This is a genomic window from Streptococcus sp. FSL W8-0197 (assembly GCF_037963785.1).
In the GTDB taxonomy this organism is placed as follows: Bacteria; Bacillota; Bacilli; order Lactobacillales; family Streptococcaceae; genus Streptococcus; species Streptococcus oralis_CQ.
This window is the reverse complement of sequence record NZ_CP150168.1, coordinates 1,969,454-1,993,971: the sequence shown is the minus strand read 5'-3', so window position 1 is coordinate 1,993,971 and position 24,518 is coordinate 1,969,454. Positions and strand designations below refer to the sequence as shown.

Annotated in this window: 21 protein-coding genes; 19 read left to right on the top strand and 2 right to left on the bottom strand. The window is 43.3% G+C overall.

What is annotated here, in order from left to right:
* Position 1 precedes the first annotated feature (1 nt).
* The 5 genes from NYE79_RS09755 to NYE79_RS09735 all read left to right on the top strand — a co-directional run bounded on the left by NYE79_RS09755 (position 2) and on the right by NYE79_RS09735 (position 6,178).
* Complete coding sequence (locus tag NYE79_RS09755; protein ID WP_251464123.1) at positions 2-2,434, top strand: ATP-dependent Clp protease ATP-binding subunit; 2,433 nt, start codon at positions 2-4, stop codon at positions 2,432-2,434.
* Positions 2,435-2,579: 145 nt separating this feature from the next.
* Positions 2,580-3,638: an AAA family ATPase gene (locus tag NYE79_RS09750; protein WP_216728660.1), complete on the top strand. Its 1,059-nt coding sequence runs from the start codon at positions 2,580-2,582 to the stop codon at positions 3,636-3,638.
* 9 nt (positions 3,639-3,647) lie between these two features.
* Positions 3,648-4,427: a nicotinamide riboside transporter PnuC gene (gene pnuC / locus NYE79_RS09745; RefSeq protein WP_216728659.1), complete on the top strand. Its 780-nt coding sequence runs from the start codon at positions 3,648-3,650 to the stop codon at positions 4,425-4,427.
* Between the two features lies 1 nt (position 4,428).
* Positions 4,429-5,202 (top strand): NUDIX hydrolase, encoded by a 774-nt coding sequence (locus NYE79_RS09740; protein WP_216728658.1) that lies wholly within the window; start codon positions 4,429-4,431, stop codon positions 5,200-5,202.
* Between the two features lie 292 nt (positions 5,203-5,494).
* On the top strand, positions 5,495-6,178 hold the full coding sequence (locus tag NYE79_RS09735; protein WP_216728657.1) for a hypothetical protein: 684 nt from the start codon (positions 5,495-5,497) through the stop codon (positions 6,176-6,178).
* A 65-nt stretch (positions 6,179-6,243) separates the two neighbouring features.
* Here the strand turns inward: NYE79_RS09735 and dusB are convergent, their stop codons facing one another.
* Both dusB and hslO read right to left on the bottom strand, forming a co-directional pair.
* Entirely contained in the window at positions 6,244-7,224 is a 981-nt protein-coding gene (dusB, locus tag NYE79_RS09730) for a tRNA dihydrouridine synthase DusB (RefSeq protein WP_216728656.1), read from the bottom strand.
* Positions 7,211-8,083: an Hsp33 family molecular chaperone HslO gene (gene hslO / locus NYE79_RS09725; protein WP_216728655.1), complete on the bottom strand. Its 873-nt coding sequence runs from the start codon at positions 8,081-8,083 to the stop codon at positions 7,211-7,213. Before hslO ends, dusB begins: the two co-directional genes overlap by 14 nt.
* A 164-nt stretch (positions 8,084-8,247) precedes the next feature.
* Here hslO and NYE79_RS09720 point away from each other — a divergent pair, with 164 nt between their 5' ends.
* From NYE79_RS09720 to adcA, 14 genes are all read left to right on the top strand, one after another.
* A complete protein-coding gene (locus tag NYE79_RS09720; RefSeq protein WP_216728654.1) occupies positions 8,248-9,675 on the top strand; it encodes a helix-turn-helix domain-containing protein in 1,428 nt (475 codons plus the stop codon).
* A gap of 156 nt (positions 9,676-9,831) precedes the next feature.
* Positions 9,832-11,340 (top strand): glycerol kinase GlpK, encoded by a 1,509-nt coding sequence (glpK, locus tag NYE79_RS09715; protein WP_000076795.1) that lies wholly within the window; start codon positions 9,832-9,834, stop codon positions 11,338-11,340.
* Positions 11,341-11,403: 63 nt separating this feature from the next.
* Complete coding sequence (gene glpO, locus NYE79_RS09710) at positions 11,404-13,230, top strand: type 1 glycerol-3-phosphate oxidase (protein WP_251464121.1); 1,827 nt, start codon at positions 11,404-11,406, stop codon at positions 13,228-13,230.
* 67 nt (positions 13,231-13,297) lie between these two features.
* Positions 13,298-14,002 carry an MIP/aquaporin family protein gene (locus tag NYE79_RS09705; RefSeq protein ID WP_049490531.1) on the top strand — a complete coding sequence of 235 codons (705 nt, stop codon included), beginning with the start codon at positions 13,298-13,300 and terminating at the stop codon, positions 14,000-14,002.
* 224 nt (positions 14,003-14,226) lie between these two features.
* Entirely contained in the window at positions 14,227-14,358 is a 132-nt protein-coding gene (locus tag NYE79_RS09700) for a teichoic acid D-Ala incorporation-associated protein DltX (RefSeq protein WP_008276434.1), read from the top strand.
* 20 nt (positions 14,359-14,378) lie between these two features.
* Positions 14,379-15,929, top strand: a complete 1,551-nt coding sequence (gene dltA / locus NYE79_RS09695; protein WP_049479833.1) for a D-alanine--poly(phosphoribitol) ligase subunit DltA — start codon at positions 14,379-14,381, stop codon at positions 15,927-15,929.
* Positions 15,926-17,170 (top strand): D-alanyl-lipoteichoic acid biosynthesis protein DltB, encoded by a 1,245-nt coding sequence (gene dltB / locus NYE79_RS09690; RefSeq protein WP_049479834.1) that lies wholly within the window; start codon positions 15,926-15,928, stop codon positions 17,168-17,170. The genes dltA and dltB overlap by 4 nt, the downstream gene beginning before the upstream one ends.
* A 13-nt stretch (positions 17,171-17,183) precedes the next feature.
* A complete protein-coding gene (gene dltC, locus NYE79_RS09685; RefSeq protein WP_000351972.1) occupies positions 17,184-17,423 on the top strand; it encodes a D-alanine--poly(phosphoribitol) ligase subunit DltC in 240 nt (79 codons plus the stop codon).
* Positions 17,416-18,684 carry a D-alanyl-lipoteichoic acid biosynthesis protein DltD gene (dltD, locus tag NYE79_RS09680; protein ID WP_000919834.1) on the top strand — a complete coding sequence of 423 codons (1,269 nt, stop codon included), beginning with the start codon at positions 17,416-17,418 and terminating at the stop codon, positions 18,682-18,684. The genes dltC and dltD overlap by 8 nt, the downstream gene beginning before the upstream one ends.
* 142 nt (positions 18,685-18,826) lie before the next feature.
* Positions 18,827-20,878, top strand: a complete 2,052-nt coding sequence (nt5e, locus tag NYE79_RS09675) for a cell surface ecto-5'-nucleotidase Nt5e (RefSeq protein ID WP_049501315.1) — start codon at positions 18,827-18,829, stop codon at positions 20,876-20,878.
* Between the two features lie 147 nt (positions 20,879-21,025).
* Positions 21,026-21,466, top strand: coding sequence for a zinc-dependent transcriptional regulator AdcR (gene adcR / locus NYE79_RS09670; RefSeq protein WP_001249326.1), 441 nt, complete (start codon positions 21,026-21,028; stop codon positions 21,464-21,466).
* Positions 21,466-22,170 carry a metal ABC transporter ATP-binding protein gene (locus NYE79_RS09665; RefSeq protein ID WP_001269483.1) on the top strand — a complete coding sequence of 235 codons (705 nt, stop codon included), beginning with the start codon at positions 21,466-21,468 and terminating at the stop codon, positions 22,168-22,170. Before adcR ends, NYE79_RS09665 begins: the two co-directional genes overlap by 1 nt.
* Positions 22,163-22,969 (top strand): metal ABC transporter permease, encoded by an 807-nt coding sequence (locus NYE79_RS09660; protein ID WP_000950023.1) that lies wholly within the window; start codon positions 22,163-22,165, stop codon positions 22,967-22,969. The genes NYE79_RS09665 and NYE79_RS09660 overlap by 8 nt, the downstream gene beginning before the upstream one ends.
* 9 nt (positions 22,970-22,978) lie before the next feature.
* Positions 22,979-24,484 carry a zinc ABC transporter substrate-binding lipoprotein AdcA gene (gene adcA, locus NYE79_RS09655; protein WP_049501316.1) on the top strand — a complete coding sequence of 502 codons (1,506 nt, stop codon included), beginning with the start codon at positions 22,979-22,981 and terminating at the stop codon, positions 24,482-24,484.
* Positions 24,485-24,518: the final 34 nt, after the last annotated feature.

Here is a 24,518-nt window from a genome sequence, read left to right as displayed (position 1 = left end):
GATGAACTATTCAAAAGCATTGAATGAATGTATCGAAAGTGCCTACATGGTTGCGAGCCATTTTGGAGCCCGTTATCTAGAGTCTTGGCATTTATTGATTGCCATGTCCAATCACAGTTACAGTGTGGCAGGTGCGACTCTAAATGATTATCCTTATGAAATGGACCGTTTAGAAGAGGTTGCGTTGGAACTGACTGAAACGGACTATAGCCAAGACGAAACCTTTACGGAATTGCCCTTTTCCCATCGTTTGGAGGTTCTCTTTGCAGAAGCAGAGTATGTGGCCTCAGTGGTCCATGCAAAGGTGCTAGGGACAGAGCATGTTCTCTATGCGATCTTGCATGATGGTAATGCCTTGGCAACTCGCATCTTGGAGAGAGCAGGCTTTTCTTATGAAGACCAGAAAGATCAGGTCAGAATTGCTGCTCTTCGTCGCAATTTAGAGGAACGTGCTGGTTGGACAAGAGAAGACCTTAAGGCTTTGCGTCAACGCCATCGCACAGTAACTGACAAGCAAAATTCCATGGCTAATATGATGGGCATGCCTCAAGCTCAAAGTGGTGGTCTAGAGGACTACACGCATGACCTAACGGAGCAAGCGCGTTCTGGCAAGTTAGAGGCAGTTATCGGTCGCGACAAGGAAATCTCACGTATGATTCAGATTTTGAGTCGGAAGACCAAGAACAATCCGGTCTTGGTTGGTGATGCTGGTGTCGGGAAAACAGCTTTAGCACTTGGGCTTGCCCAGCGTATTGCTAGTGGGGACGTACCAGCTGAAATGGCAAAGATGCGTGTTCTAGAGCTTGATTTGATGAATGTCGTTGCGGGAACACGTTTCCGTGGAGATTTTGAAGAGCGCATGAACAATATCATCAAGGACATCGAGGAAGATGGCAAAGTGATCCTCTTTATCGATGAACTCCACACCATCATGGGTTCTGGTAGCGGTATTGATTCGACTCTGGATGCAGCCAATATCTTGAAGCCAGCCTTAGCTCGTGGAACTCTGAGAACAGTTGGTGCAACCACTCAGGAAGAATACCAAAAACACATCGAAAAAGACGCAGCTCTTTCTCGTCGTTTTGCAAAAGTGACGATTGAAGAGCCAAGTCTAGCTGACAGTATGACCATTTTGCAAGGTTTGAAAGCGACCTATGAGAAACACCACCGTGTGCAAATCACAGATGAAGCTGTTGAAACAGCTGTCAAGATGGCGCATCGTTACTTGACCAGTCGTCACTTACCAGACTCTGCCATCGATCTATTGGATGAAGCGGCAGCAACAGTGCAAAACAAATCCAAGCAAGTGAAAGCAGACGAATCCGACTTGAGTCCAGCTGACAAGGCCCTGATGGATGGCAAGTGGAAACAAGCTGCCCAGTTAATCGCAAAAGAGCAGGAAGTCCCTGTCTATAAAGACTTAGTAACAGAATCTGAAATTTTGACTACCTTAAGTCGCTTGTCAGGGATTCCAGTCCAAAAACTGACTCAGACTGATGCCAAGAAATATCTGAACTTGGAAGCTGAACTACACAAACGTGTCATCGGTCAAGATCAAGCTGTTTCAAGCATTAGCCGTGCGATTCGTCGCAATCAGTCAGGAATTCGCAGTCACAAGCGTCCGATTGGTTCCTTTATGTTCCTAGGACCAACGGGTGTCGGTAAGACCGAATTGGCCAAGGCATTGGCAGAAGTCCTCTTTGATGACGAATCAGCCCTTATCCGCTTTGATATGAGTGAGTATATGGAGAAATTCGCAGCTAGCCGTCTCAATGGAGCCCCTCCTGGCTATGTAGGCTACGAAGAAGGTGGGGAGTTGACCGAGAAGGTTCGCAACAAACCTTACTCAGTGCTTCTCTTTGACGAGGTAGAGAAGGCCCATCCAGATATCTTCAATGTCCTCTTGCAAGTCTTGGACGACGGTGTCTTGACAGATAGCAAGGGGCGCAAGGTTGACTTTTCAAATACCATCATCATCATGACGTCAAACCTTGGTGCGACAGCCCTTCGTGATGACAAGACAGTTGGTTTTGGGGCCAAGGACATTCGCTTTGACCAGGATAATATGGAAAAACGCATCTTCGAAGAGTTGAAAAAAGCTTATCGACCAGAGTTTATCAACCGTATTGATGAAAAGGTGGTCTTCCACAGCTTAGACAGCGAACACATGCAAGAAATTGTCAAGATCATGGTTAAACCATTGATTGCTAGCCTGGCAGAGAAGGGTATCGACTTGAAACTACAAGCTTCGGCACTGAAGTTACTAGCTAGTCAAGGCTACAATCCAGAAATGGGTGCCCGTCCACTTCGCAGAACACTGCAAACAGAGGTGGAAGACAAGTTGGCAGAACTCCTTCTTAAGGGGGAACTGGTAGCAGGCAAGACCCTCAAGATTGGTGTCAAAGCTGGTCAATTAAAATTTGATATTGCTTAAAAATAGAGAGTCAGGAGCAATCCTGATTCTTTTTTGCTACTTTTTTATAAAAAATAATAAAAAACTATTGACAAAACAAAAATATAAGATATAATAAAAACATAGAAAAACAAAAATATATAAAATTATAAAAATGTGAGTATGTATGAAAAAGAAAACAGCAGTGGTATTTGGGACCTTTGCCCCTCTTCATCAGGGTCATATCGATCTGATCCAGCGAGCGAAGCGTCAGTGTGACCAGGTCTGGGTAGTCGTTTCAGGCTATGAGGGAGACAGAGGGGAGCAGATAGGCTTAACTCTTCAAAAAAGATTTCGCTATATCAGAGAGGCTTTTCGTGACGATGAGTTGACCTCTGTCTGCAAGTTGGATGAGACCAACCTTCCCCGTTACCCTATGGGCTGGCAGGAGTGGTTGGATCAGATGTTATCGGAGATTTCCTATGATGAAGCCCAGCAAGAACTGATCTTTTTTGTGGGAGAACGTGACTACCAGCAAGAATTATCTAATCGTGGCTTTGAGACCGTTTTGCAAGAAAGAAAGTTTGGTATCTCAGCGACTATGATTCGAGAAAATCCAAGCAAATATTGGAAATACATCGCTCAACCCTTCCGTCGTCAGTTTACTAAGAAAGTGTTGATTATGGGAAGTGCCAGCAATGGGAAGACTACTCTAGCCAAGGATTTGGCAAGGTATTACGATGCGCCGGTCAGTCTGGAATACGCGCGTGAGTACCAGATCAAAAACAATGTCCGCGACGATGAATTGACTCCAAAGGATTACTACTATCTCCTGTTGGGACAGTATGACCAGACCTCTAAGTTAATCGATAGTAATGCCAATCGAGGCCTTGTGATAGCCGATACCAACTCCTTGGTAACCAAGGGCTACTATGACTATTACATGGAGACTGAGGACCAAGAGGACTTATCAGGAGAAACCTTTGACAATCTCTTTGTTTCGATCTTGGCTAAGGAAAAATGGGATTTGATTCTCTTCGTGCAACCTGTCGGTTCCTATGTCAATGACGGATTTAGAGATATGACCATGGCGGAAGACCATATTCGCTACAGTTTTTCCCAGCATTTGGACCAGATGAGGGAGCGATACTTAACGACTATTCCTTTAGTTTATCTAGCAGAGGATTATCTAGGCAATTATGAAGCAGCAAAAGTGGCTATTGATGTCATTTACCAAGCAGATTAGGAGAAAATGATGAAAACAGTAACTAAAAAAATCACACAATTTATCGAAAACTTTAAAAATGTCCATGCAGAAGCCCGTAAGATCGGTTTTGCAGGAATTATGCGCTTGCTATGGAAAGATCTCTTTGTCGGCCGTAGTCTTTTTCAGTGGTTGTATCTCATCGCCTTGTCGAGTGTTCCCTTGATCTTAGAGTTCACACAAAATACAGAAAGCCATGACTGGTTGAGCTTGTTTGCATCTTGGACTGGGATTGTCTGTGTTATCTTGGTAGCAGAAGGGCGTGCAAGCAATTATCTCTTTGGGGCTATTAACTCAGCTATTTATTTAATTTTGGCCATGAATGCGACTTTTTATGGCGAAGTCTTGACGACTGTTTACTTCTTTGTCATGCAGCCGATTGGTCTCTATGCTTGGTTGTCCAATCGTATCAATGACCAAGGAAAACCAGAAGAATCCCACTTTGAAGCTAAGAAATTATCTGTTCTTGACTGGCTCAAGTACTTGGTCTTGACTGCTATTATCTGGATTGGCATGGGCTTGGCTTATCAAAGTATCAATAGTGCTCGACCTTTCCGTGATAGTGTTACCGATGCGACCAATGGTGTTGGTCAGCTCTTGATGACACGTCTCTATCGTGAGCAATGGATTTTCTGGATTGCAACCAATCTCTTTAGTATCTACCTCTGGTGGGGTGAAAATATCCACATCCAAGGGATGTACTGGGTATACACACTCAATAGTCTAGTGGGATGGTACCAATGGACCAAGGCAGTTCGAAAGGAGGCATAAGATGGCAGACATAAAGATTCCAGCAGGGATGACGGAAAAAGAATATTTTGAAATCCATGCCAGTCAGGAGGAGTTTTTAGACTGGTACTACAAGCAGGAACTCCCTCAATATGAAAAACCAAGTGTGACGGTGGATATGGTGGCCTACTGCTTTGTAGAAGGAAAAATCAAGCTCCTGCTGATTCGTCGCAAGGCTCACCCTTATCAAAACTGTTTGGCCTTAGTTGGAGGCTTTATGGATAAGGGAGAGGATGCTGCGCATGCCTGTCAACGCGAAGTGAGAGAAGAAGTCAATCTCGATCTACCTTTGGAAAAAATCGAGCAATTGATGACCGTATCGACTCCTGGTCGTGATCCACGTGGCTGGACGGTGACCATTGCCCACTTGGTGTACCTACCTAGTCGTGCCTTAGATCTCGTTCAGGCTGGAGATGATGCTAAGGATGTGGTTTTCGTAGATGTCGATTTCCAGACAGGCAAATGCTTCCTAGAGGGAGTGGAGTTGGAGGAGAGTGCCTTCGCCTTTGACCATTATGCCATTATTCAAGAGTCCATCAAACGAATCCAGGGCCGTCTCGATTGGAATCCGACCTTCCTTTATCTGCTGGAGGAAGAGTTCACTGTTTACGAAGGAACTGAACTGGTCAATCTCATTAACCCAGGTCGCCCAATCGTTAGCAATAACTTTCTCGTAAAATACGGCGAATATGTAGAAGAAGTCGGACTCAAACGAGTTCCTAAAAAGAAACCAAGAAAAACCTATCGATTGAAATAAAAAGTGAGGTCGGGAAAAGTTCCCGACCTCTTTGTTTGCCCTTATTAGGTTACTTTGATGTTGCGACTGTTTTTATTTTAGAACAACGCAAGCGACTATAAAAGTAGGATGTAAAAAATAGCTCTAATCTAGGAAATTTTCCTATTTTTTCGTTTCGATTACGAATAGAGATAGTAGAGAATAATTTTTAAAATAGTTTCTCTAAATAGTTGACAGATTCAAAGTCCAATGTTACAATTATATTACAAAAAGATTTCTTAACATTTCAAAAATGTTACAAAGGAGTAGAAAAATGAAAAAGAAAACCTATATCAAATTGATGGCAACGACTGTATTGGCTTCTACCTTGCTACTGGGAGCTTGTGGAAATAAAAATGAAACCACTCAAACCAGCAGCTCTGCAAAGACAAGCCAATCATCAAGTTCTAAAGTAGCTTCTTCTAACAAAGAAAGCAAGACTCAAAAATCTTCAAGCTCAGCTTCATCTGAAAAAGCTCAAGCATCTTCTGATCAGTCTTCTACAACGGTAGATCAGTCACAAGCGAAACCAGCACCTGAATCAAGACAGGAACAAGCAACTCCTAGTCAACCAGCCCCTTCTCAGGCTCCGTCAACTCAGCAAGGTTCTCAAGCCCAGTCTAACCAGTCAAGCTATGATCCAACAACTGACCGCAAACTTCAAGACAAGCAAGCAGAACATAACAAACGCTACAAGGGAGTTTTAACCATGGTGGATGGTGACTTCTCAGCAGCTGCAGGCAACTGGAAGGGAGCGAATGGCGAAACCATTACAGTTTCATCAGGGGGGCAATTCACAGTAGAAACTGCAGATGGAAAGAAAGAAAACTATTCTATCAGAGGCTACTCTTACACTCTTGATGATGGCAAGTATAATGCCAAAATCGGTGGAGGAAAAATCATCCAAATTACAACAGGTGCGGATGGTAAAGTTTCAAACGTTGCCTTGATTCAATAATAGTATCTAGGATTTCCTAGGATAAAAAAACCGTAAACTTCAAGTGAGTTACGGTTTTTTGTGTATTAAGCTTTGTCTAGTTGCAAGAGGGCTTCAATCTCTGCCAGGGTGCTGGCTTGTGAAATGGCTCCACGAAGTTTGGCTGCACCAGATGTTCCCCGAAGGTAGTGAGGAGCGAGTCCACGGAATTCACGAACGGCAACGTTTTCTCCTTTGAGATTAATCAAGCGTTTCAAATGTTCGTAAGCAATTTTCATCTTGTCCTCAAACGTCAAGTCAGGGAGAATTTCTCCTGTTTCAAAGTAGTGATTGATCTGGTTGAAGAGGTAGGGATTTCCCATGGCTGCGCGACCAATCATAACAGCGTCAGCCCCGACTTCTTCGATACGTTGTTTGGCTTCTTGAACCGTACGGATGTCACCGTTGGCGATAAATGGAATCTTTGTCAGGGATTGGGCTACGTTGTGCAAGGTCTCAAGGTCAGCGTGGCCAGTATACATTTGTTCGCGGGTACGACCGTGCATAGCGAGGGCAGAGACACCAGCAGCCTCAGCTGCGAGAGCGTTCTCCACGGCTAAGGATGCATCCGACCAGCCAGTGCGCATTTTGACAGTGAGGGGGATATCAAGGACAGATTGGACCTTATTGATAATAGAGTAGATCTTATCTGGGTCCTTGAGCCACATAGCACCAGCTTCGTTCTTCACGATTTTGTTAACTGGGCAGCCCATGTTGATATCAACGATATCGGTCTTGGTATTTTCTTGGATGAATTCTGCTGCGCGTGCGAGGCTGTCTTCATCACTACCAAAAAGTTGGATAGAAACGGGATTCTCACCTTCATCGATATGAAGCATATGAAGAGTTTTTTCATTGTTGTATTGGATTCCCTTGTCAGAGACCATTTCCATGACAACAAGTCCTGCACCAAGCTCTTTTGCGATAGTACGAAAGGCTGAGTTGGTGACACCAGCCATGGGTGCTAAAACGGTACGATTGGGAATCTCAACATTGCCAATCATAAAAGGTGTATTAAGATTTGTCACGAATGAGTTCCTCCAGGTCGTTTTCATCAAAGTTGTAAGTAGTTTGGCAGAATTGACAAGTGATTTCTGCCCCGTGGTCTTCCTCTTTCATTTCTTCAAGGTCTGAAGTTGGAAGGCTGGCAAGAGCGTTCATAAAGCGTTCATGGCTACAGTCACATTGGAAACGAATTTCTTCTTCAGATAGGTGTTTGTAGGATTCGTCACCATAGATGGCCTTGAGGAGGGCTTCGATATGGTCATCGCTTTCCAGAAGAGTTGAGATGGCTGGCATTTCTTGGATGCGTTTCTCAAAGCGAGCAATCTCCTCTTCCTTTGCTCCTGGCAATACTTGGAGAAGAAAACCACCAGCAACTTCGACCTTGTCGTCTTTGTCTAAAAGAACATTGAGGCCGACTGCTGAAGGAGTTTGTTGGCTTTCAGTCAGGTAATAGGCCAAGTCTTCACCGATTTCCCCAGAGATGAGAGGAGTCATGGAGTTGTAGGGATTTCCAGTACCGTAGTCTGTGATAACGAGAAATTGACCATTGCCGACAAAAGGTCCGACAAGGACTTCACCAGTTGCAGTCTTTTTGATATCTACACCGGGATTTTGCACATAGCCTTTGACATTTCCCTTAGTATCTGCGACCGTGATGATGGCACCGAGAGAGCTGGTTCCAAGAACTTTAACCGTTAGCTTGGTATTTCCTTTTTCATTGGCTGCGAGAATCTGGCTAGCGATAAGAGTTCGACCAAGTGCGACAGTTGAACTGGCTTGAGTTTGATGTTTTTCTTGAGCAGTGCGGACGGTTTCGGTGCTATCAAGGACGAAAGCACGAAAAGAACCACTTTCTGATATAGTTTTAATAATTTTATCCATAGCTACTATTTTAGCATAAAAATGCCCAAAGGGGGAGTCGTGTGTTTGCTGTTTCTGTGGAATAAGGACGAGGAAATCGGCTTTAAAATAAAATGAGAAACAGATTATTTCCGCATTTCTAAGATTTATGCTATTCTTGAAGGAGAAAATGAAAGGGGTAACAAATGTATTTAGGTGATTTGATGGAAAAAGCCGAATCTGGCCAATTTTTAGTCCTTTCCTTTCTGTTACAAGATTCGCAGACAACCGTCAAGGAAGCCCTGGAAGAAACAGGCTTTTCAAAGGCGACTCTAACCAAGTACATCTCTCTGATTAACGAAAATGCCTTGGAAAGAGGGTTAGAGCTGACCATCCACTTGGATGATGAAAGCCTGCGTCTGTCTGTCGGTACTGCCACAAAGGGGAGAGAGATTCGGAGCTTGTTTCTAGACAATGCCATTAAGTACCAAATTTTGGTTTACCTTCTCTATCACCAACAGTTCTTAGCCCATCAACTGGCTCAAGAACTGATGATTAGCGAGGCCACGCTTGGTCGCCACTTAGCTAGTCTAAATCATATTTTGTCAGAGTTTGACTTATCCATCCAAAATGGTCGTTGGCGAGGTCCAGAGCATCAGATTCGTTACTTTTATTTCTGCCTTTTCCGCAAGATTTGGTCCAGTCAGGAGTGGGAAGGTCACATGCAGAAAGCTGAGAGAAAACAAGAGATTGCTACCCTAGAAGAAATCTGCGGTACTAGCTTGTCTTCAGGTCAGAAATTGGACTTGGTTCTCTGGGCTCACATCAGTCAACAGCGTCTTCGGGTCAATGCCTGTCAGTTTCAAGTCATAGAAGAAAAAATGCGAGGGTATTTTAACAATATTTTCTACCTTCGTTTGCTTCGAAAGGCTCCGTCCTTTTTTGCTGGGCAACATATCCCTCTAGGAACTGAGGACGGTGAGATGATGGTATTCTTTTCATTTCTCCTTTCCCATCGTATTTTGCCCCTTCATACTATGGAGTATATCCTTGGTTTCGGAGGGCAGTTAGCCGATTTGCTGACGCAATTGATTCAAGAGATGAAGAAAGAGGAGTTGCTGGGGGACTACACAGAGGACCATGTCACCTATGAACTCAGTCAGCTCTGTGGTCAAGTTTATCTATACAAGGGCTATATCTTGCAAGATCAGTACAGATACCAGACAGAGAATCGCCATCCCTATTTGCTGATGGAACATGATTTTAAAGGGACTGCAGAGAGAATTTTTCATATCTTGCCAGCCTTTCATCAGGGAACGGATTTGGATAAGAAAATTCTCTGGGAATGGCTTCAGTTGATAGAGTATATGGCAGAAAATGGTGGCCAACATATGAGTATTGGTCTGGATTTGACATCTGGTTTCCTTGTCTTTTCTAGGATGGCTGCCATTTTGAAACGGTATTTGGAATACAATCGTTTCATTACTATTGAAGCCTATGACCCTAGTCGACATTATGATTTGTTGATTACTAACAACCCTATCCATAAGAAAGAACAAACACCCGTCTACTATTTGAAAAATGATTTGGATATGGAGGATTTGGCGAAGATTCGTCAGATGCTCTTTGCTTAAAAGGCCTGAATTTTCAGGTCTTTTTTGTGAAATTCGCACAATCTCCTCACATTTTTTAAAAATTTTAAAAAAATTGATAAACAAGAAAACGCTTTATTTTGTATACTAGTTACTGTAAAGAGGAACCCCCTCAAGATTTTATCAGGAGGACAGCACATGTCACAAGAAAAATACATCATGGCTATTGACCAAGGAACTACTAGTTCTCGTGCCATCATTTTTAACAAAAAAGGAGAAAAGGTCAGTTCTAGTCAAAAAGAGTTCACTCAGATTTTCCCTCAAGCAGGTTGGGTAGAGCATAATGCCAATGAAATTTGGAACTCTGTTCAGTCAGTTATTGCGGGTGCTTTCATCGAAAGTGGTGTGAAACCAAGTCAAATCGAGGCAATCGGAATTACCAACCAACGTGAAACTACTGTCGTCTGGGATAAGAAAACAGGACTCCCTATCTACAATGCTATCGTTTGGCAATCACGCCAAACTGCCCCTCTGGCTGAGCAACTGAAAAGCCAAGGTTATGTGGAAAAATTCCATGAAAAGACTGGTTTGATCATTGATGCTTACTTCTCAGCGACTAAGGTTCGTTGGATTTTGGATCATGTAGAAGGTGCTCAAGAGCGAGCAGAAAAGGGTGAATTGCTCTTTGGTACCATTGATACTTGGTTGGTTTGGAAATTGACTGACGGCGCAGCTCACGTGACCGACTACTCAAACGCAGCTCGTACCATGCTCTATAACATCAAGGATCTTAAATGGGACGACGAGATTTTGGAAATCCTTAATATTCCTAAGGCTATGCTTCCAGAAGTTCGTTCTAACTCTGAAATCTACGGCAAGACAGCTCCATTCCATTTCTACGGTGGAGAAGTTCCAATCTCTGGTATGGCTGGTGACCAGCAGGCAGCTCTCTTTGGACAGTTAGCTTTTGAGCCTGGCATGGTTAAAAATACCTACGGAACTGGTTCCTTCATCATCATGAACACTGGTGAAGAGATGCAGTTGTCTGAAAACAACCTCTTGACAACGATTGGTTATGGTATTAACGGCAAGGTTTACTATGCTTTGGAAGGTTCTATCTTCATCGCAGGAAGTGCCATTCAATGGCTTCGTGACGGTCTTCGCATGGTGGAAAACTCACCAGAGTCTGAAAAATATGCTCTCAATTCTCACAATAATGACGAAGTCTATGTCGTACCTGCCTTTACAGGACTAGGGGCACCATACTGGAACCAAAACGCTCGAGGATCTGTCTTTGGCTTGACTCGTGGAACAACTAAAGAAGACTTTATCAAGGCGACTTTGCAATCTATCGCTTATCAAGTCCGTGATATCATTGACACCATGCAAGTGGATGCGCAGACAGCGATCCAAGTCTTGAAGGTAGATGGTGGTGCAGCCATGAACAACTTCCTCATGCAGTTCCAAGCTGACATCTTGGGAATTGATATCGCACGCGCTAAAAACTTGGAAACAACTGCCCTAGGTGCAGCCTTCCTAGCAGGATTGTCAGTGGGCTACTGGAAGAACTTGGATGAGTTGAAACTCTTGAACGAGACAGGAGAACTCTTCGAACCATCCATGAACGAATCTCGTAAGGAACAACTTTATAAGGGCTGGAAGAAGGCTGTGAAAGCAACGCAAGTCTTTGCGGAAATCGACGACTAATACTGTTTCTTGATGCAATTATCAGTTTAATAATGAAACGACTCAGTTAGAAAGTGTGTAAATATGGAATTTTCAAAGAAAACACGTGAATTGTCAATTAAAAAAATGCAGGAACGCACCTTGGATCTCTTGATTATTGGTGGAGGGATTACAGGAGCTGGTGTAGCTTTGCAGGCAGCAGCTAGTGGTCTTGACACTGGTTTGATTGAAATGCAGGACTTCGCAGAAGGAACATCCAGCCGATCAACAAAATTGGTCCACGGAGGTCTGCGTTACCTCAAACAATTCGACGTAGAAGTGGTATCAGATACAGTTTCTGAACGTGCGGTGGTTCAACAAATCGCTCCACATATTCCAAAACCAGATCCAATGCTCTTGCCAGTTTACGATGAAGATGGAGCGACCTTTAGCCTCTTCCGTCTCAAAGTAGCCATGGACTTATACGACCTTTTGGCAGGTGTTAGCAACACGCCAGCTGCTAACAAGGTCTTGAGCAAAGAAGAAGTCTTGGAACGCCAGCCAAACTTGAAAAAAGAAGGCTTGGTAGGAGGTGGGGTTTACCTTGACTTCCGTAATAACGATGCGCGTCTCGTGATTGAAAACATCAAACGTGCCAACCAAGACGGTGCCCTCATTGCCAACCATGTTAAGGCAGAAGGTTTCCTCTTTGACGAAAGTGGCAAGATTACAGGTGTTGTAGCTCGTGATTTGTTGACAGACCAAGTCTTTGAAATCAAGGCTCGTCTGGTTATCAATACGACAGGTCCTTGGAGTGACAAGGTACGTAATTTATCTAATAAGGGAACGCAATTCTCACAAATGCGTCCAACCAAGGGAGTTCACTTGGTAGTGGATTCAAGTAAGATCAAGGTTTCACAGCCAGTTTACTTTGACACAGGCTTGGGAGATGGCCGGATGGTCTTTGTTCTCCCACGTGAAAACAAGACCTATTTTGGTACAACCGATACAGACTACACAGGTGATTTGGAACATCCAAAAGTGACGCAGGAAGATGTGGATTATCTACTTGGCATTGTCAACAATCGCTTCCCAGAAGCCAACATCACCATTGATGATATCGAAAGTAGCTGGGCAGGTCTTCGTCCATTGATTGCAGGCAATAGCGCTTCTGACTACAATGGCGGAAATAACGGGACCATTAGCGACGAAAGCTTCAATAGCTTGATTGCGACTGTCGAGGCTTATCTATCTAAAGAAAAATCGCGTGAAGATGTTGAATCTGCTGTCAGCAAGCTTGAAAGCAGCACATCTGAGAAACATTTGGACCCATCTGCCGTTTCACGTGGTTCGAGCTTGGACCGTGATGACAATGGCCTGTTGACCCTTGCTGGTGGTAAAATCACAGACTACCGTAAGATGGCTGAAGGGGCTATGGAGCGCGTGGTTGATATCCTCAAAGCAGAATTTGACCGTAGCTTTAAACTGATCAACTCGAAGACTTATCCTGTTTCAGGTGGAGAATTGAACCCAGCAAATGTGGACTCAGAAATTGAGGCCTTTGCTCAACTTGGAGTTTCACGTGGTTTGGATAGCAAGGAAGCTCACTATCTTGCAAATCTTTACGGTTCAAATGCACCGAAGGTCTTTGCCCTTGCTCACAGCTTGGAACAAGCGCCAGGACTCAGCTTGGCAGATACCTTGTCCCTTCACTATGCAATGCGCAATGAGTTGGCTCTGAGCCCAGTTGACTTCCTCCTTCGTCGTACCAACCACATGCTCTTTATGCGTGATAGTTTGGATAGCATCGTTGAGCCAGTTCTGGATGAAATGGGACGATTCTATGATTGGACCGAAGAAGAAAAAGCAGCCTACCGTGCGGATGTTGAAGCAGCTCTTGCTCAAAACGATTTGGCAGAACTAAAAAATTAAAAAAGGAAAAGAGGTGGAGGGCAGCATTCCTTGTCGCCCACCCCTTCTTTTAAATGGAGACAAAGATATGATGAAAGAATTATTTGGAGAATTTTTGGGGACCTTAATCCTTATCCTCCTAGGAAATGGAGTTGTAGCAGGTGTGGTTCTTCCCAAAACCAAGAGCAACAATTCAGGATGGATTGTGATTACTATGGGATGGGGAATTGCTGTAGCTGTTGCAGCCTTTGTATCTGGCACGCTCAGCCCAGCCCACCTAAATCCAGCTGTGACGTTTGCTATGGCCTTAAAAGGAACGCTCTCTTGGGCTTCTGTTTTCCCTTATATCCTAGCCCAATTCGCAGGAGCGATGGTGGCTCAGATTCTGGTTTGGTTGCAATTCAAACCACACTATGAGGCGGAAGAAAACGCAGGCAATATCCTAGCGACATTTAGTACTGGACCAGCAATCAAGAACACAGTATCGAACTTGGTTAGCGAAATCCTTGGAACTTTTGTTTTGCTCTTGACAATCTTTGCCTTGGGACTCTATGACCTTCAAGCCGGTTTAGGGACCTTTGCAGTGGGGACCTTGATTGTCGGTATCGGTCTTTCACTAGGTGGGACAACGGGTTATGCCTTGAACCCAGCTCGTGACCTTGGACCTCGTATCATGCACAGCATTCTTCCAATTCCAAATAAGGGAGATGGAGACTGGTCTTATGCTTGGATTCCTGTTGTAGGACCTATTGTTGGTGCGGCCCTAGCAGTTCTCGTATTTTCACTTTTCTAAGATAAAAGAGTTATTGGCAACAGAGTTTGAGATGGAAATCTCAGGCTCTTTTTTGATGGCCAAAACATTAATATTTTAACTTATCTTAAAATAAGCTAAAACCAATTTTTAAGTTATGGTAAACAGTTGAAAAAAAGGTTGATAAAGTGGTAAAATGTTAGGAAGATAAGATGCTAACAATACATACTGATAGTTAATAGAAACAATATATTAATGGATAGCTTATGAAAAAACAACGAAATTTACATGTATTCTTAGGCCGGACGGCTCTATATTTTGTAATCTTGCTTGGTTTGCTTTATTTTTTTAGTTACCTTGGTCAGAGCCAAGGCACCTTTATTTATAATGAGTTCTAGTTTAAAGGAGAAGAGGAACAGTGTCTAATAAACCGATAAAAGATATGATTGAAACGATTGAGCACTTTGCTCAAACGCAACCAACATATCCTGTCTACAATGTTTTAGGTCAAGAACATACTTATGGTGAACTGAAGGCTGATTCGGATAGTTTGGCTGCAGCTATCGACCAACTAGGCTTGCCTGATAAATCTCCAGTCGTCGTTTTTGGTGGTCAGGAATATGAGATGTTGGCTACCTTTGTAGCGCTAACTAAGTCAGGTCACGCCTATATCCCAATTGATAGCCATTCGGCCTTGGAACGAGTTTCTGCTATCGTAGAAGTTGCAGAGCCAAGCTTGATTATTGCTATCTCAGATTTTCCATTAGAGCAAACTAGCACACCGATGCTGAATTTAAAGCAAGTCCATGAAGCTTTTGCTCAAGCTTCCAGCTACGAGATGACCCATCCAGTCAAGGGAGATGACAACTACTACATCATCTTTACTTCTGGTACGACTGGTAAGCCTAAGGGAGTGCAGATCTCCCATGATAATCTCCTCAGCTTTACCAACTGGATGATTACAGATAAGGAATTTGCGACGCCAAGTCGTCCGCAAATGCTGGCTCAGCCCCCTTATTCTTTTGACCTATCTGTCATGTATTGGGCGCCAACCTTGGCACTGGGTGGCACGCTTTTCGCTCTTCCTTCAGCCATTACTCAGGACTTCAAAAAACTCTTTGCGACAATTTTTTCCTTGCCCATTGCTATCTGGACCTCAACACCGTCCTTTGCAGATATGGCCATGTTGTCAGAAGACTTTAACAGTGAGAAAATGCCTGGCATCACGCATTTCTACTTTGATGGTGAAGAATTGACGGTCAAAACTGCTCAAAAACTACGTGAGCGATTCCCAGATGCCCGTATTATCAATGCTTACGGTCCAACAGAAGCGACAGTAGCCCTGTCAGCAGTTGCCGTGACGGACGAGATGTTGAAGACTCTCAAACGCCTGCCAATCGGCCATACCAAGGCGGATTCTCCGACCTTTGTCATTGATGAGGAAGGTAAGAAAGTTCCAAATGGTGAGCAAGGAGAAATCATCGTTTCTGGGCCAGCTGTTTCAAAAGGCTATATGAATAATCCTGAAAAAACGGCAGAAGCTTTCTTTGAGTTCGAAGGTCTTCCAGCCTACCACACAGGGGATGTAGGAACTATGACAGATGAGGGCTTGCTTCTCTATGGTGGACGCATGGATTTCCAGATTAAGTTTAATGGTTATCGCATTGAGCTGGAAGATGTCTCTCAAAACCTCAACAAGTCTCGCTTTATCGAGTCGGCCGTTGCTGTCCCACGTTATAACAAGGACCACAAGGTACAAAATCTACTGGCCTATGTCATCCTAAAGGACGGTGTCCGCGAGAAGTTTGAACGCGATATCGATATTACCAAGGCTATCAAGGAAGACCTAGCAGATATCATGATGTCTTATATGATGCCGTCTAAGTTTCTTTATCGAGATAGTTTGCCGCTAACGCCTAATGGTAAAATTGATATCAAGGGCTTGATCAATGAGGTAAACAGCCGATGATGGAGCTTTATAAACAGCTACCTCATTTGGAACCTTATGGTGATCTTCAGTACTTTTTATACGTAATTGCTGCGACTTTACCTATCTTTATTGGTCTTTTTTTCAAGAAACGCTTTGCCTTGTATGAGGTGCTTGTTAGTCTCTTCTTTATCGTCACCATGTTGGTCGGTGGAAAGACGAATCAAATAAGCGCTTTGATCCTTTATGTTATCTGGCAAGTACTGCTTGTATCTTTCTACAAAAGGTACAGGAAAAAGCGGGATAGTAAATGGATATTTTACCTGGTTAGCTTTCTATCCCTATTGCCAATCGTCTTTGTGAAAGTATCTCCTGCTATTCATGGACCTCAATCTTTGTTTGGATTTTTAGGGATTTCTTACTTGACCTTTCGTGCAGTTGGGGTTATCGTTGAGTTGAGAGACGGTGTCATCAAGGAATTAACGATCTGGCAATTCTTACGTTTTCTTCTTTTTATGCCGACTTTCTCAAGTGGTCCCATTGATCGTTTCAAACGCTTCAATGAAAATTACGAGACCATTCCTGAGCGGGATGAGCTGATGGATATGCTAGAAGAGGCTGTCAAATATATCATGCTTGGCTTCCTCTACAAGTTTATCTTGGCTCACATTTTAGGAGAGACATTATTGCCTCCGCTGAAAAATTTGGCCTTGCAGACAGGTGGTTTCTTTAACCTCTACGCTTTAGCGGTCATGTACACCTTTGGTCTGGAACTCTTCTTTGACTTTGCGGGCTACTCTATGTTTGCCTTAGCTATTTCAAACTTGATGGGTATTCATAGTCCTATCAACTTTAACAAGCCCTTTTTGTCAAGGGATTTAAAAGAGTTTTGGAATCGCTGGCACATGAGTCTGTCTTTCTGGTTCCGTGACTTTGTCTTTATGCGGATGGTCATGGTGTTGACCAGAAAGAAGGTCTTTAAAAATCGCAATGTGACCTCAAGTGTAGCCTATATTCTCAATATGCTGATTATGGGATTTTGGCATGGTGTGACCTGGTACTATATCGCCTACGGACTTTTCCATGGGATTGGGCTAGTCATCAATAACGCTTGGGTTCGTAAGAAAAAAGCGCTCAATAAAGAACGGAAAAAAGCTGGAAAGGGTTCCTTACCTGAGAATCGCTGGATTCAGTTGCTTGGCATGGTTGTCACCTTCCATGTCGTGATGGTTTCATTCTTAATCTTTTCTGGATTTTTGAATGATTTATGGTTTAAAAAATAAAAGGATATAAAAAATGGATATCAAATCAGAAGTTATTGAAATTATTGATGAGTTGTTTATGGAAGATGTTTCTGACATGATGGATGAAGATCTTTTTGATGCCGGTGTCTTAGATAGTATGGGAACGGTTGAATTGATTGTGGAGATTGAAAACCGTTTTGACATTCGTGTTCCAGTGACGGAGTTCGGTCGTGATGACTGGAATACGGCTAATAAAATCGTAGAAGGTATTACGGAGTTGAAGAATGCTTAAACGCTTGTGGCTGATCTTCGGGCCTATCTTCATTGCTGGATTTTTGGTTCTTCTACTCATCTTTTTTTATCCAGGTACAACAAGCCATAATCTGACGGAGGAGAAATATTCGGCGGCTTCTGTTAGTGCAGAGAGTTTTAAAGAGAGAAGCCAAAAAGTAAGGGCTCTTACGGATCCAAATATGCGTTTTATTCCTTTTCTAGGGTCCAGTGAATGGATTCGATTTGATAGTGTCCATCCAGCTGTTTTAGCGGAAAAATACCATCGTCCCTATCGTCCTTACTTTCTAGGTCAAGCAGGAGCAGCTTCTCTAAATCAATATTTTGGTCTACAGCAAATTTTGCCAGAAATAGAGAATAAGCAGGCTGTATTTGTGATTTCGCCTCAGTGGTTTACGGAGACAGATTATGAACCCGCAGCGTTTCAGAGATTTTTTAACAGTGACCAATTAACAGCTTTTTTGGGAAATCAATCTGGTGACATTGCTGCAAAGCATGCGGCTATTCGATTGTTAAAGCAGAATCCTAATGTTGCATTAAAAGGCATTGTTCAAAAATTGTCAAAGGGTGAAGAATTATCAGATGTTGATCAGGTTGCTATTGATATTTTTGCGCGATTCAACGAAAAACAATCCGCTCTCTTTGGACAATTCTCCATTCGAGGACAACTCAAGTACAAGGAACACGTGGAGAACTATTTAAAAGATCTTCCGGATCAATTTTCTTATGATGAGTTAGAAAAAATTGTTCGTAAGGACGCAGAAGCAAATACGACAAATAACGATATGGGGATGGAAAATCATTTCTATACGAGAGAGATTCAAAAGGATTTAAAAAAATGGGAAGGATATCAAAAAAATTACAACTTCCTCAAGTCCTCTGAGTACAATGATTTGCAGCTGGTCCTCAATCAATTTGCTAAGTCGAATGTCAATGTGCTCTTTGTCATTCAGCCGGTTAACAAGAAGTGGATGGAGTACACAGGGCTCAGCGAAGAGATGTATCAACATGCAGTGGAGAAAATTCGTTACCAATTAGAAAGTCAGGGTTTTACCAATATTGCTGATTTTTCAAAAAATGGAGGGGACCCTTATTTTGTTAAGGACACCATTCATCTAGGATGGTTAGGTTGGCTGGCTTTTGATAAGGTTGTCAATCCTTTCTTGACGGATCCGAAACCAGCTCCAGACTACAAGATGAATGACCGCTTCTTTAGCAAGGACTGGGCGACCTATGATGGGAACATCAAAGATTTCAAATAAAATGGTCTAAAAGTTTGGGATTTAAACCCAAGCTTTTTTGTTTAAATGGCGAATATTTAAGATGAAAATAGGTCAAAAGTTTCAAAATTTTTAGAAATAGCGTATAATATAAAAGAGAAAAAGAAAAGAAAGGGATTTTAAAATGAACAAACGTTCTTTGTTACCTGTCTTATCGACAGCCCTGTTAGCTCCAGCCTTCTTAGCTGGACAAGTCTATGCTGAAGAAGCAACAACTCCTGCAGAAAGTTCAGCTGTTGTAGCGACTCCAGCTACGTCGGCGACTCCAGCTCCTGTTGAGAGCCCTGCGGTACCGGAAACTTCGGCAACTTCAGAAGCGGTTGTACCTGCAGAAACTCCGTCAGCTCCTGCTGAATCTACCAAAAGCGAAGAAAAGGACACCGTTATCTTACACACCAATGATGTCCATGGTCGTATTGTAGAGGAAAAGGGAGTAATTGGAGATGCCAAGTTAGCGACTGTCATTGAACAGGAGCGTGCGAAGTCAAATCAAAATACTCTGGTAGTTGATGCGGGAGACGCTTTTCAAGGTTTGCCGATTTCCAACTCTACTAAGGGTGAAGCGCGTGCTGAAATTCTTAATCAGATGCAGTATGATGCCATGGCAGTAGGAAACCATGAGTTTGACTTTGGTCTTGATGAAGTTAAAAAATACAAGGAAATCTTGAAATTCCCATTACTTAGCTCAAATACCTATGTCAATGGAGCTCGTCTTTTTGAAGCTTCTACAATCGTTGATAAAGATAAGACTGTGGAAGGTGATGAATTTGTTGTAATCGGTGTGACAACACCTGAAACTGCTACAAAAACCCACCCTAAAAACATTAAAGGGGTAACTTTTACAGATCCAATCTCTGAAGTCAATAAGGTCATCGAAGAAGTTCAAGCCAAGGCTCGTGCAGAAGGTAAGGACTACAAACACTATGTTGTGCTGGCTCACTTGGGTGTGGATACCACAACTCCAGTCGAGTGGCGTGGTTCAACCTTGGCAGAAGCTCTATCTAAAAATCCTCGTCTCAAAGGCAAACGTGTGACAGTTATTGATGGGCATTCTCATACAGTAGCTTCCACAACTTATGGCGATAATGTTACCTATAATCAAACAGGAAGTTACCTTCATAATGTTGGGAAAGTTATCTACAAATCACGTCAGCTTTTGGGCAATCCAACTCAGATTCCGGCTGCTGATGCTAAAAAATTACCAGCCAATCCAACAGTTGAAAAACTAGTCAAAGATATTAAACAAAAATACGATGCTGAAAATGCAGTTGAGATTGTTTCAAACAGCCCTGTAGAACTAAACGGTGATCGTGAAAATGTTCGGGTCCGTGAAACCAACCTCGGAAACGTCGTGGCAGACTCTCTCTATCAGTATGGTCAAACAGGATTTAGCCATCCGACAGACATCGCTGTGACAAATGGTGGTGGCTTGCGTGAAACCATTGCAAAAGGCAAACCAATCACTAAAGGAAATGTCATTGCCGTTCTTCCATTTGGGAATACCATTTCACAAATCCAAGTGACGGGGCAACAAGTTTTGGATATGTTTGAAAAGTCACTCGGATCTATCTTGCAGGTCGATAAGGATGGCAGGAAGGTCTTGGATGAGAACGGGCAACCATTGTTAGAGCCAAGTGGTGGTTTCTTGCAAGTTTCGGGTGTGAAGGTCTACTATGATACTAATCTACCATCAGGCAAACGTGTCTTGGCCATCCAGGTCAAAAACCGCACGACTGGTCGTTATGATCTTCTAGACCTCGCAAAAACCTACTATCTTGCAACCAATGATTTCCTAGCTGCAGGTGGCGATGGCTACACGATGTTAGGTGGTGCGCGAGAAGAAGGTCCTTCTATGGATGCAGCCTTTGAAGAGTATCTGAAAACAGCTGATTTGACCCAGTATGAAAAGATCAATCCGAACTCACGGACGATTTCTGTTGATTCTAAAAACTTTAGTCTACCAGTAGAAACGCCTCAAACGAATGCAGCTGCTAGCGATGCGACTACGAATGTGCCATTGACTTATGAGGTGGCAGGTCAATTTAGCAAGAAGGCAGTTGTCTCAGAAAAGGCCCTCCCAAATACAGGAAGTGAACAGTCCATCTTCTTGCTCTTGATGGGAATGGTAGCTGGTTTGGCAGGTATCTTATCGAGTCGAAAACCAAAGCAAAAATAGGTTAAATTTTACATCTAGAAGAGTCTAGGGAAACGTTTTTACGCCTTTTTCCCTTGACTCTTTTTTGGTTTATGATATAATTAACCAGTAAAGAATCGGTGGCTATCTATGTTTTTTACGAAAAGATAGCTTGGGAAGGAGTAACACATGAGACAGCTTGCACAGGAAATCGACAATTTTTTAAACGAGGTGATCTTGAGATCTGAGAACCAGCATGAAATTCTGATTGGGCATTGCACGAGTGACGTTGCCTTGACCAATACTCAGGAACACATCCTCATGCTCTTGTCAGAAGAATCCCTAACCAACTCGGAGTTGGCCCGTCGCCTTAATGTCAGTCAGGCGGCAGTGACCAAGGCTATCAAGTCTTTGGTCAAAGAGGGCATGTTAGAGACATCCAGAGATCCAAAGGATGCGCGTGTGATTTTTTATCAACTGACAGAACTAGCTCGACCAGTGGCAGAGGAACACCACCATCATCATGAACACACGCTCTTAGCCTATGAACAAGTAGCAAATCAGTTTACTCCAAATGAACAAGAAGTTATCCAGCGGTTTTTAACTGCTTTAGTAGGAGAAATCAAATAATGCGGTATATTACAGTAGAGGACTTGTCTTTCTATTATGACAAGGAACCTGTCCTCGAGCACATCAACTATAGTGTTGATAGTGGGGAGTTTGTCACCCTGACTGGTGAAAATGGGGCTGCCAAGACGACGCTTATCAAGGCGAGCCTAGGCATCTTGCAGCCAAGATTTGGCAAGGTAACCATTTCAAAGACAAATACTCATGGGAAAAAGCTAAGGATCGCTTATCTTCCCCAGCAGATAGCTAGTTTTAATGCTGGTTTTCCAAGTACAGTTTATGAATTTGTCAAGTCGGGTCGCTATCCGCGAAAGGGCTGGTTCCGTCGCTTGAATGCCCATGATGAGGAGCATATCAAGGCTAGTCTAGATTCAGTTGGTATGTGGGAACACCGTGACAAACGAATTGGTTCCCTCTCGGGAGGGCAAAAGCAACGGGCAGTGATTGCTCGGATGTTTGCTTCTGACCCAGATATCTTTGTCCTGGATGAGCCGACAACAGGGATGGATGCTGGAAGCAAAAATGAATTTTACGAACTCATGCACCATAGTGCCCACCATCATGGCAAGGCCGTTTTGATGATTACCCATGACCCTGAGGAGGTCAAGGACTATGCGGATCGCAATATTCATCTAGTGCGCAATCAAGATTCGCCATGGCGTTGTTTCAACGTTCACGAAAGCGACCAGGAGGTGGAACATGCTTAGTTTGTTATCTTATGACTTCATGCAGCGTGCCTTCTTGGCGGTCATTGCCATGAGTCTCTTTTCTCCAGTTCTTGGGACCTTCCTTATCTTACGTCGTCAGAGTCTCATGAGTGATACCCTCAGTCACGTCTCACTTTCAGGTGTAGCCTTTGGTCTGGTTTTGGGGATTTCTCCAACTATTTCAACCATTGCTATCGTCTTGATCGCTGCGGTCTTTTTAGAGTATCTCCGGACAGTCTATAAGAACTTTATGGAAATCGGAACTGCCATCCTCATGTCTACAGGGCTTGCAGTATCTCTTATCGTCATGAGTAAGGGTAAAAGTTCGAGTTCCATGAGTTTGGACCAATATCTCTTTGGTTCGATTGTGACCATTAGCCAGGAGCAGGTGATTTTCCTCTTTGCCATTGCTGCGGTCGTTTTGCTCTTGACTTTCTTATTTTTGCGACCAATGTATATCCTAACTTTTGATGAGGACACGGCCTTTGTGGATGGCTTGCCAGTCCGTACCATGTCTATCCTCTTTAACATGGTGACAGGGGTGGCCATTGCCCTTATGATTCCAGCTGCAGGAGCTCTTCTGGTATCGACCATTATGGTCTTGCCAGCTAGTATTGCCCTTCGTCTGGGGAAAAACTTTAAATCCGTTATGTTACTAGCCAGCGCTATTGGCTTTTTGGGAATGGTCGCAGGACTTTATATTTCCTACTATGCGGAAACACCTGCCAGCGCTAGTATCACCATTATCTTTGTAGCTGTCTTTTTGTTAGTCAGTCTACTGAAACGTTTTATCAAATAGGAGAATGAAATGAAAAAAATTAGCTTACTACTAGCTAGTCTATGTGCCCTGTTTTTAGTGGCTTGTTCCAATCAAAAGCAGGCAGATGGGAAGCTAAATATCGTGACAACCTTTTACCCTGTCTATGAATTTACCAAGCAAGTCGCAGGAGATACCGCTAATGTAGAACTTCTAATCGGTGCTGGTACAGAACCTCACGAATACGAACCGTCTGCAAAGGCAGTTGCTAAAATCCAAGACGCAGATACTTTTGTCTATGAAAATGAAAATATGGAAACTTGGGTTCCAAAATTACTAGAATCCTTGGATAAGAAAAAAGTGAAAACCATCAAGGCGACAGGTGATATGCTCCTCTTGCCAGGTGGTGAGGAAGAAGAGGAAGGGCATGATCATGGTGGTGAGGGTCACCATCACGACTACGATCCCCACGTTTGGCTTTCACCAGCACGCGCCATCAAACTGGTAGAGCATATCCGTGACAGCTTGTCAGCAGATTATCCTGATAAAAAAGAGACTTTTGAGAAGAATGCAGCTGCCTATATCGAAAAATTGCAAGCCTTGGACAAGGCATACACAGATGGCTTGTCTCAAGCCAAACAAAAGAGCTTTGTGACCCAGCACGCTGCCTTTAACTACCTTGCCTTGGATTACGGTCTCAAGCAAGTATCCATCTCGGGTCTCTCACCAGATGCAGAACCATCAGCAGCACGTTTGGCAGAATTGACAGAGTATATCAAGAAAAACAAGATTTCTTATATTTACTTTGAAGAAAATGCCTCACAAGCCCTTGCCAATACCCTCTCAAAAGAAACGGGCGTCAAACTAGATGTGCTCAATCCGCTAGAAAGCCTGACAGAAGAAGCAACCAAGGCTGGTGAGGACTATATCTCCGTGATGGAGAAAAACCTCAAGGCTTTGAAGCAGACAACAGACCAAGAAGGACCAGAAATCGAGCCAGAGAAGGAAGAAAATACCAAGACAGTTCACAATGGTTACTTTGAAGATGCAGACGTCAAGGACCGCACCTTGAGTGACTATGCAGGTAACTGGCAGTCTGTCTATCCTTTCCTTGAAGATGGAACTTTTGATCAAGTCTTTGACTACAAGGCTAAGTTGACTGGCAAGATGACCAAGGATGAGTATAAGGCCTACTATAGAAAAGGCTATCAGACAGATGTGACCAAGATCAACATCACGGATAACACTATGGAATTCATCCAAGGTGGCCAAAGCAAGAAATTCACCTACAAGTATGTCGGCAAGAAAATCTTGACTTATAAGAAAGGTAATCGTGGCGTGCGCTTCCTCTTTGAAGCGACAGATGCAGATGCTGGACAGTTCAAGTATGTTCAGTTTAGTGACCACAATATCGCCCCAGTTAAGGCAGAACATTTCCATATCTTCTTTGGAGGTACTAGCCAAGAGGCTCTCTTTGAAGAGATGGATAACTGGCCAACCTACTACCCAGATAACCTATCTGGCCAAGAAATCGCTCAAGAAATGTTGGCGCATTGATGCAAGAGAAGATCCCGCAAATCTGCGGGATTTT

What these genes read in the sequence shown, in the direction of transcription:
- NYE79_RS09755 (WP_251464123.1), top strand. Translation starts at nt 2, where the DNA reads ATGAACTATTCAAAAGCATTGAATGAATGTATCGAAAGTGCCTACATG.
- NYE79_RS09750 (WP_216728660.1), top strand. Translation starts at nt 2,580, where the DNA reads ATGAAAAAGAAAACAGCAGTGGTATTTGGGACCTTTGCCCCTCTTCAT.
- pnuC (WP_216728659.1), top strand. Translation starts at nt 3,648, where the DNA reads ATGAAAACAGTAACTAAAAAAATCACACAATTTATCGAAAACTTTAAA.
- NYE79_RS09740 (WP_216728658.1), top strand. Translation starts at nt 4,429, where the DNA reads ATGGCAGACATAAAGATTCCAGCAGGGATGACGGAAAAAGAATATTTT.
- NYE79_RS09735 (WP_216728657.1), top strand. Translation starts at nt 5,495, where the DNA reads ATGAAAAAGAAAACCTATATCAAATTGATGGCAACGACTGTATTGGCT.
- hslO (WP_216728655.1), bottom strand. Translation starts at nt 8,083, where the DNA reads ATGGATAAAATTATTAAAACTATATCAGAAAGTGGTTCTTTTCGTGCT.
- NYE79_RS09720 (WP_216728654.1), top strand. Translation starts at nt 8,248, where the DNA reads ATGTATTTAGGTGATTTGATGGAAAAAGCCGAATCTGGCCAATTTTTA.
- glpK (WP_000076795.1), top strand. Translation starts at nt 9,832, where the DNA reads ATGTCACAAGAAAAATACATCATGGCTATTGACCAAGGAACTACTAGT.
- glpO (WP_251464121.1), top strand. Translation starts at nt 11,404, where the DNA reads ATGGAATTTTCAAAGAAAACACGTGAATTGTCAATTAAAAAAATGCAG.
- NYE79_RS09705 (WP_049490531.1), top strand. Translation starts at nt 13,298, where the DNA reads ATGATGAAAGAATTATTTGGAGAATTTTTGGGGACCTTAATCCTTATC.
- NYE79_RS09700 (WP_008276434.1), top strand. Translation starts at nt 14,227, where the DNA reads ATGAAAAAACAACGAAATTTACATGTATTCTTAGGCCGGACGGCTCTA.
- dltB (WP_049479834.1), top strand. Translation starts at nt 15,926, where the DNA reads ATGATGGAGCTTTATAAACAGCTACCTCATTTGGAACCTTATGGTGAT.
- dltC (WP_000351972.1), top strand. Translation starts at nt 17,184, where the DNA reads ATGGATATCAAATCAGAAGTTATTGAAATTATTGATGAGTTGTTTATG.
- dltD (WP_000919834.1), top strand. Translation starts at nt 17,416, where the DNA reads ATGCTTAAACGCTTGTGGCTGATCTTCGGGCCTATCTTCATTGCTGGA.
- nt5e (WP_049501315.1), top strand. Translation starts at nt 18,827, where the DNA reads ATGAACAAACGTTCTTTGTTACCTGTCTTATCGACAGCCCTGTTAGCT.
- adcR (WP_001249326.1), top strand. Translation starts at nt 21,026, where the DNA reads ATGAGACAGCTTGCACAGGAAATCGACAATTTTTTAAACGAGGTGATC.
- NYE79_RS09665 (WP_001269483.1), top strand. Translation starts at nt 21,466, where the DNA reads ATGCGGTATATTACAGTAGAGGACTTGTCTTTCTATTATGACAAGGAA.
- NYE79_RS09660 (WP_000950023.1), top strand. Translation starts at nt 22,163, where the DNA reads ATGCTTAGTTTGTTATCTTATGACTTCATGCAGCGTGCCTTCTTGGCG.
- adcA (WP_049501316.1), top strand. Translation starts at nt 22,979, where the DNA reads ATGAAAAAAATTAGCTTACTACTAGCTAGTCTATGTGCCCTGTTTTTA.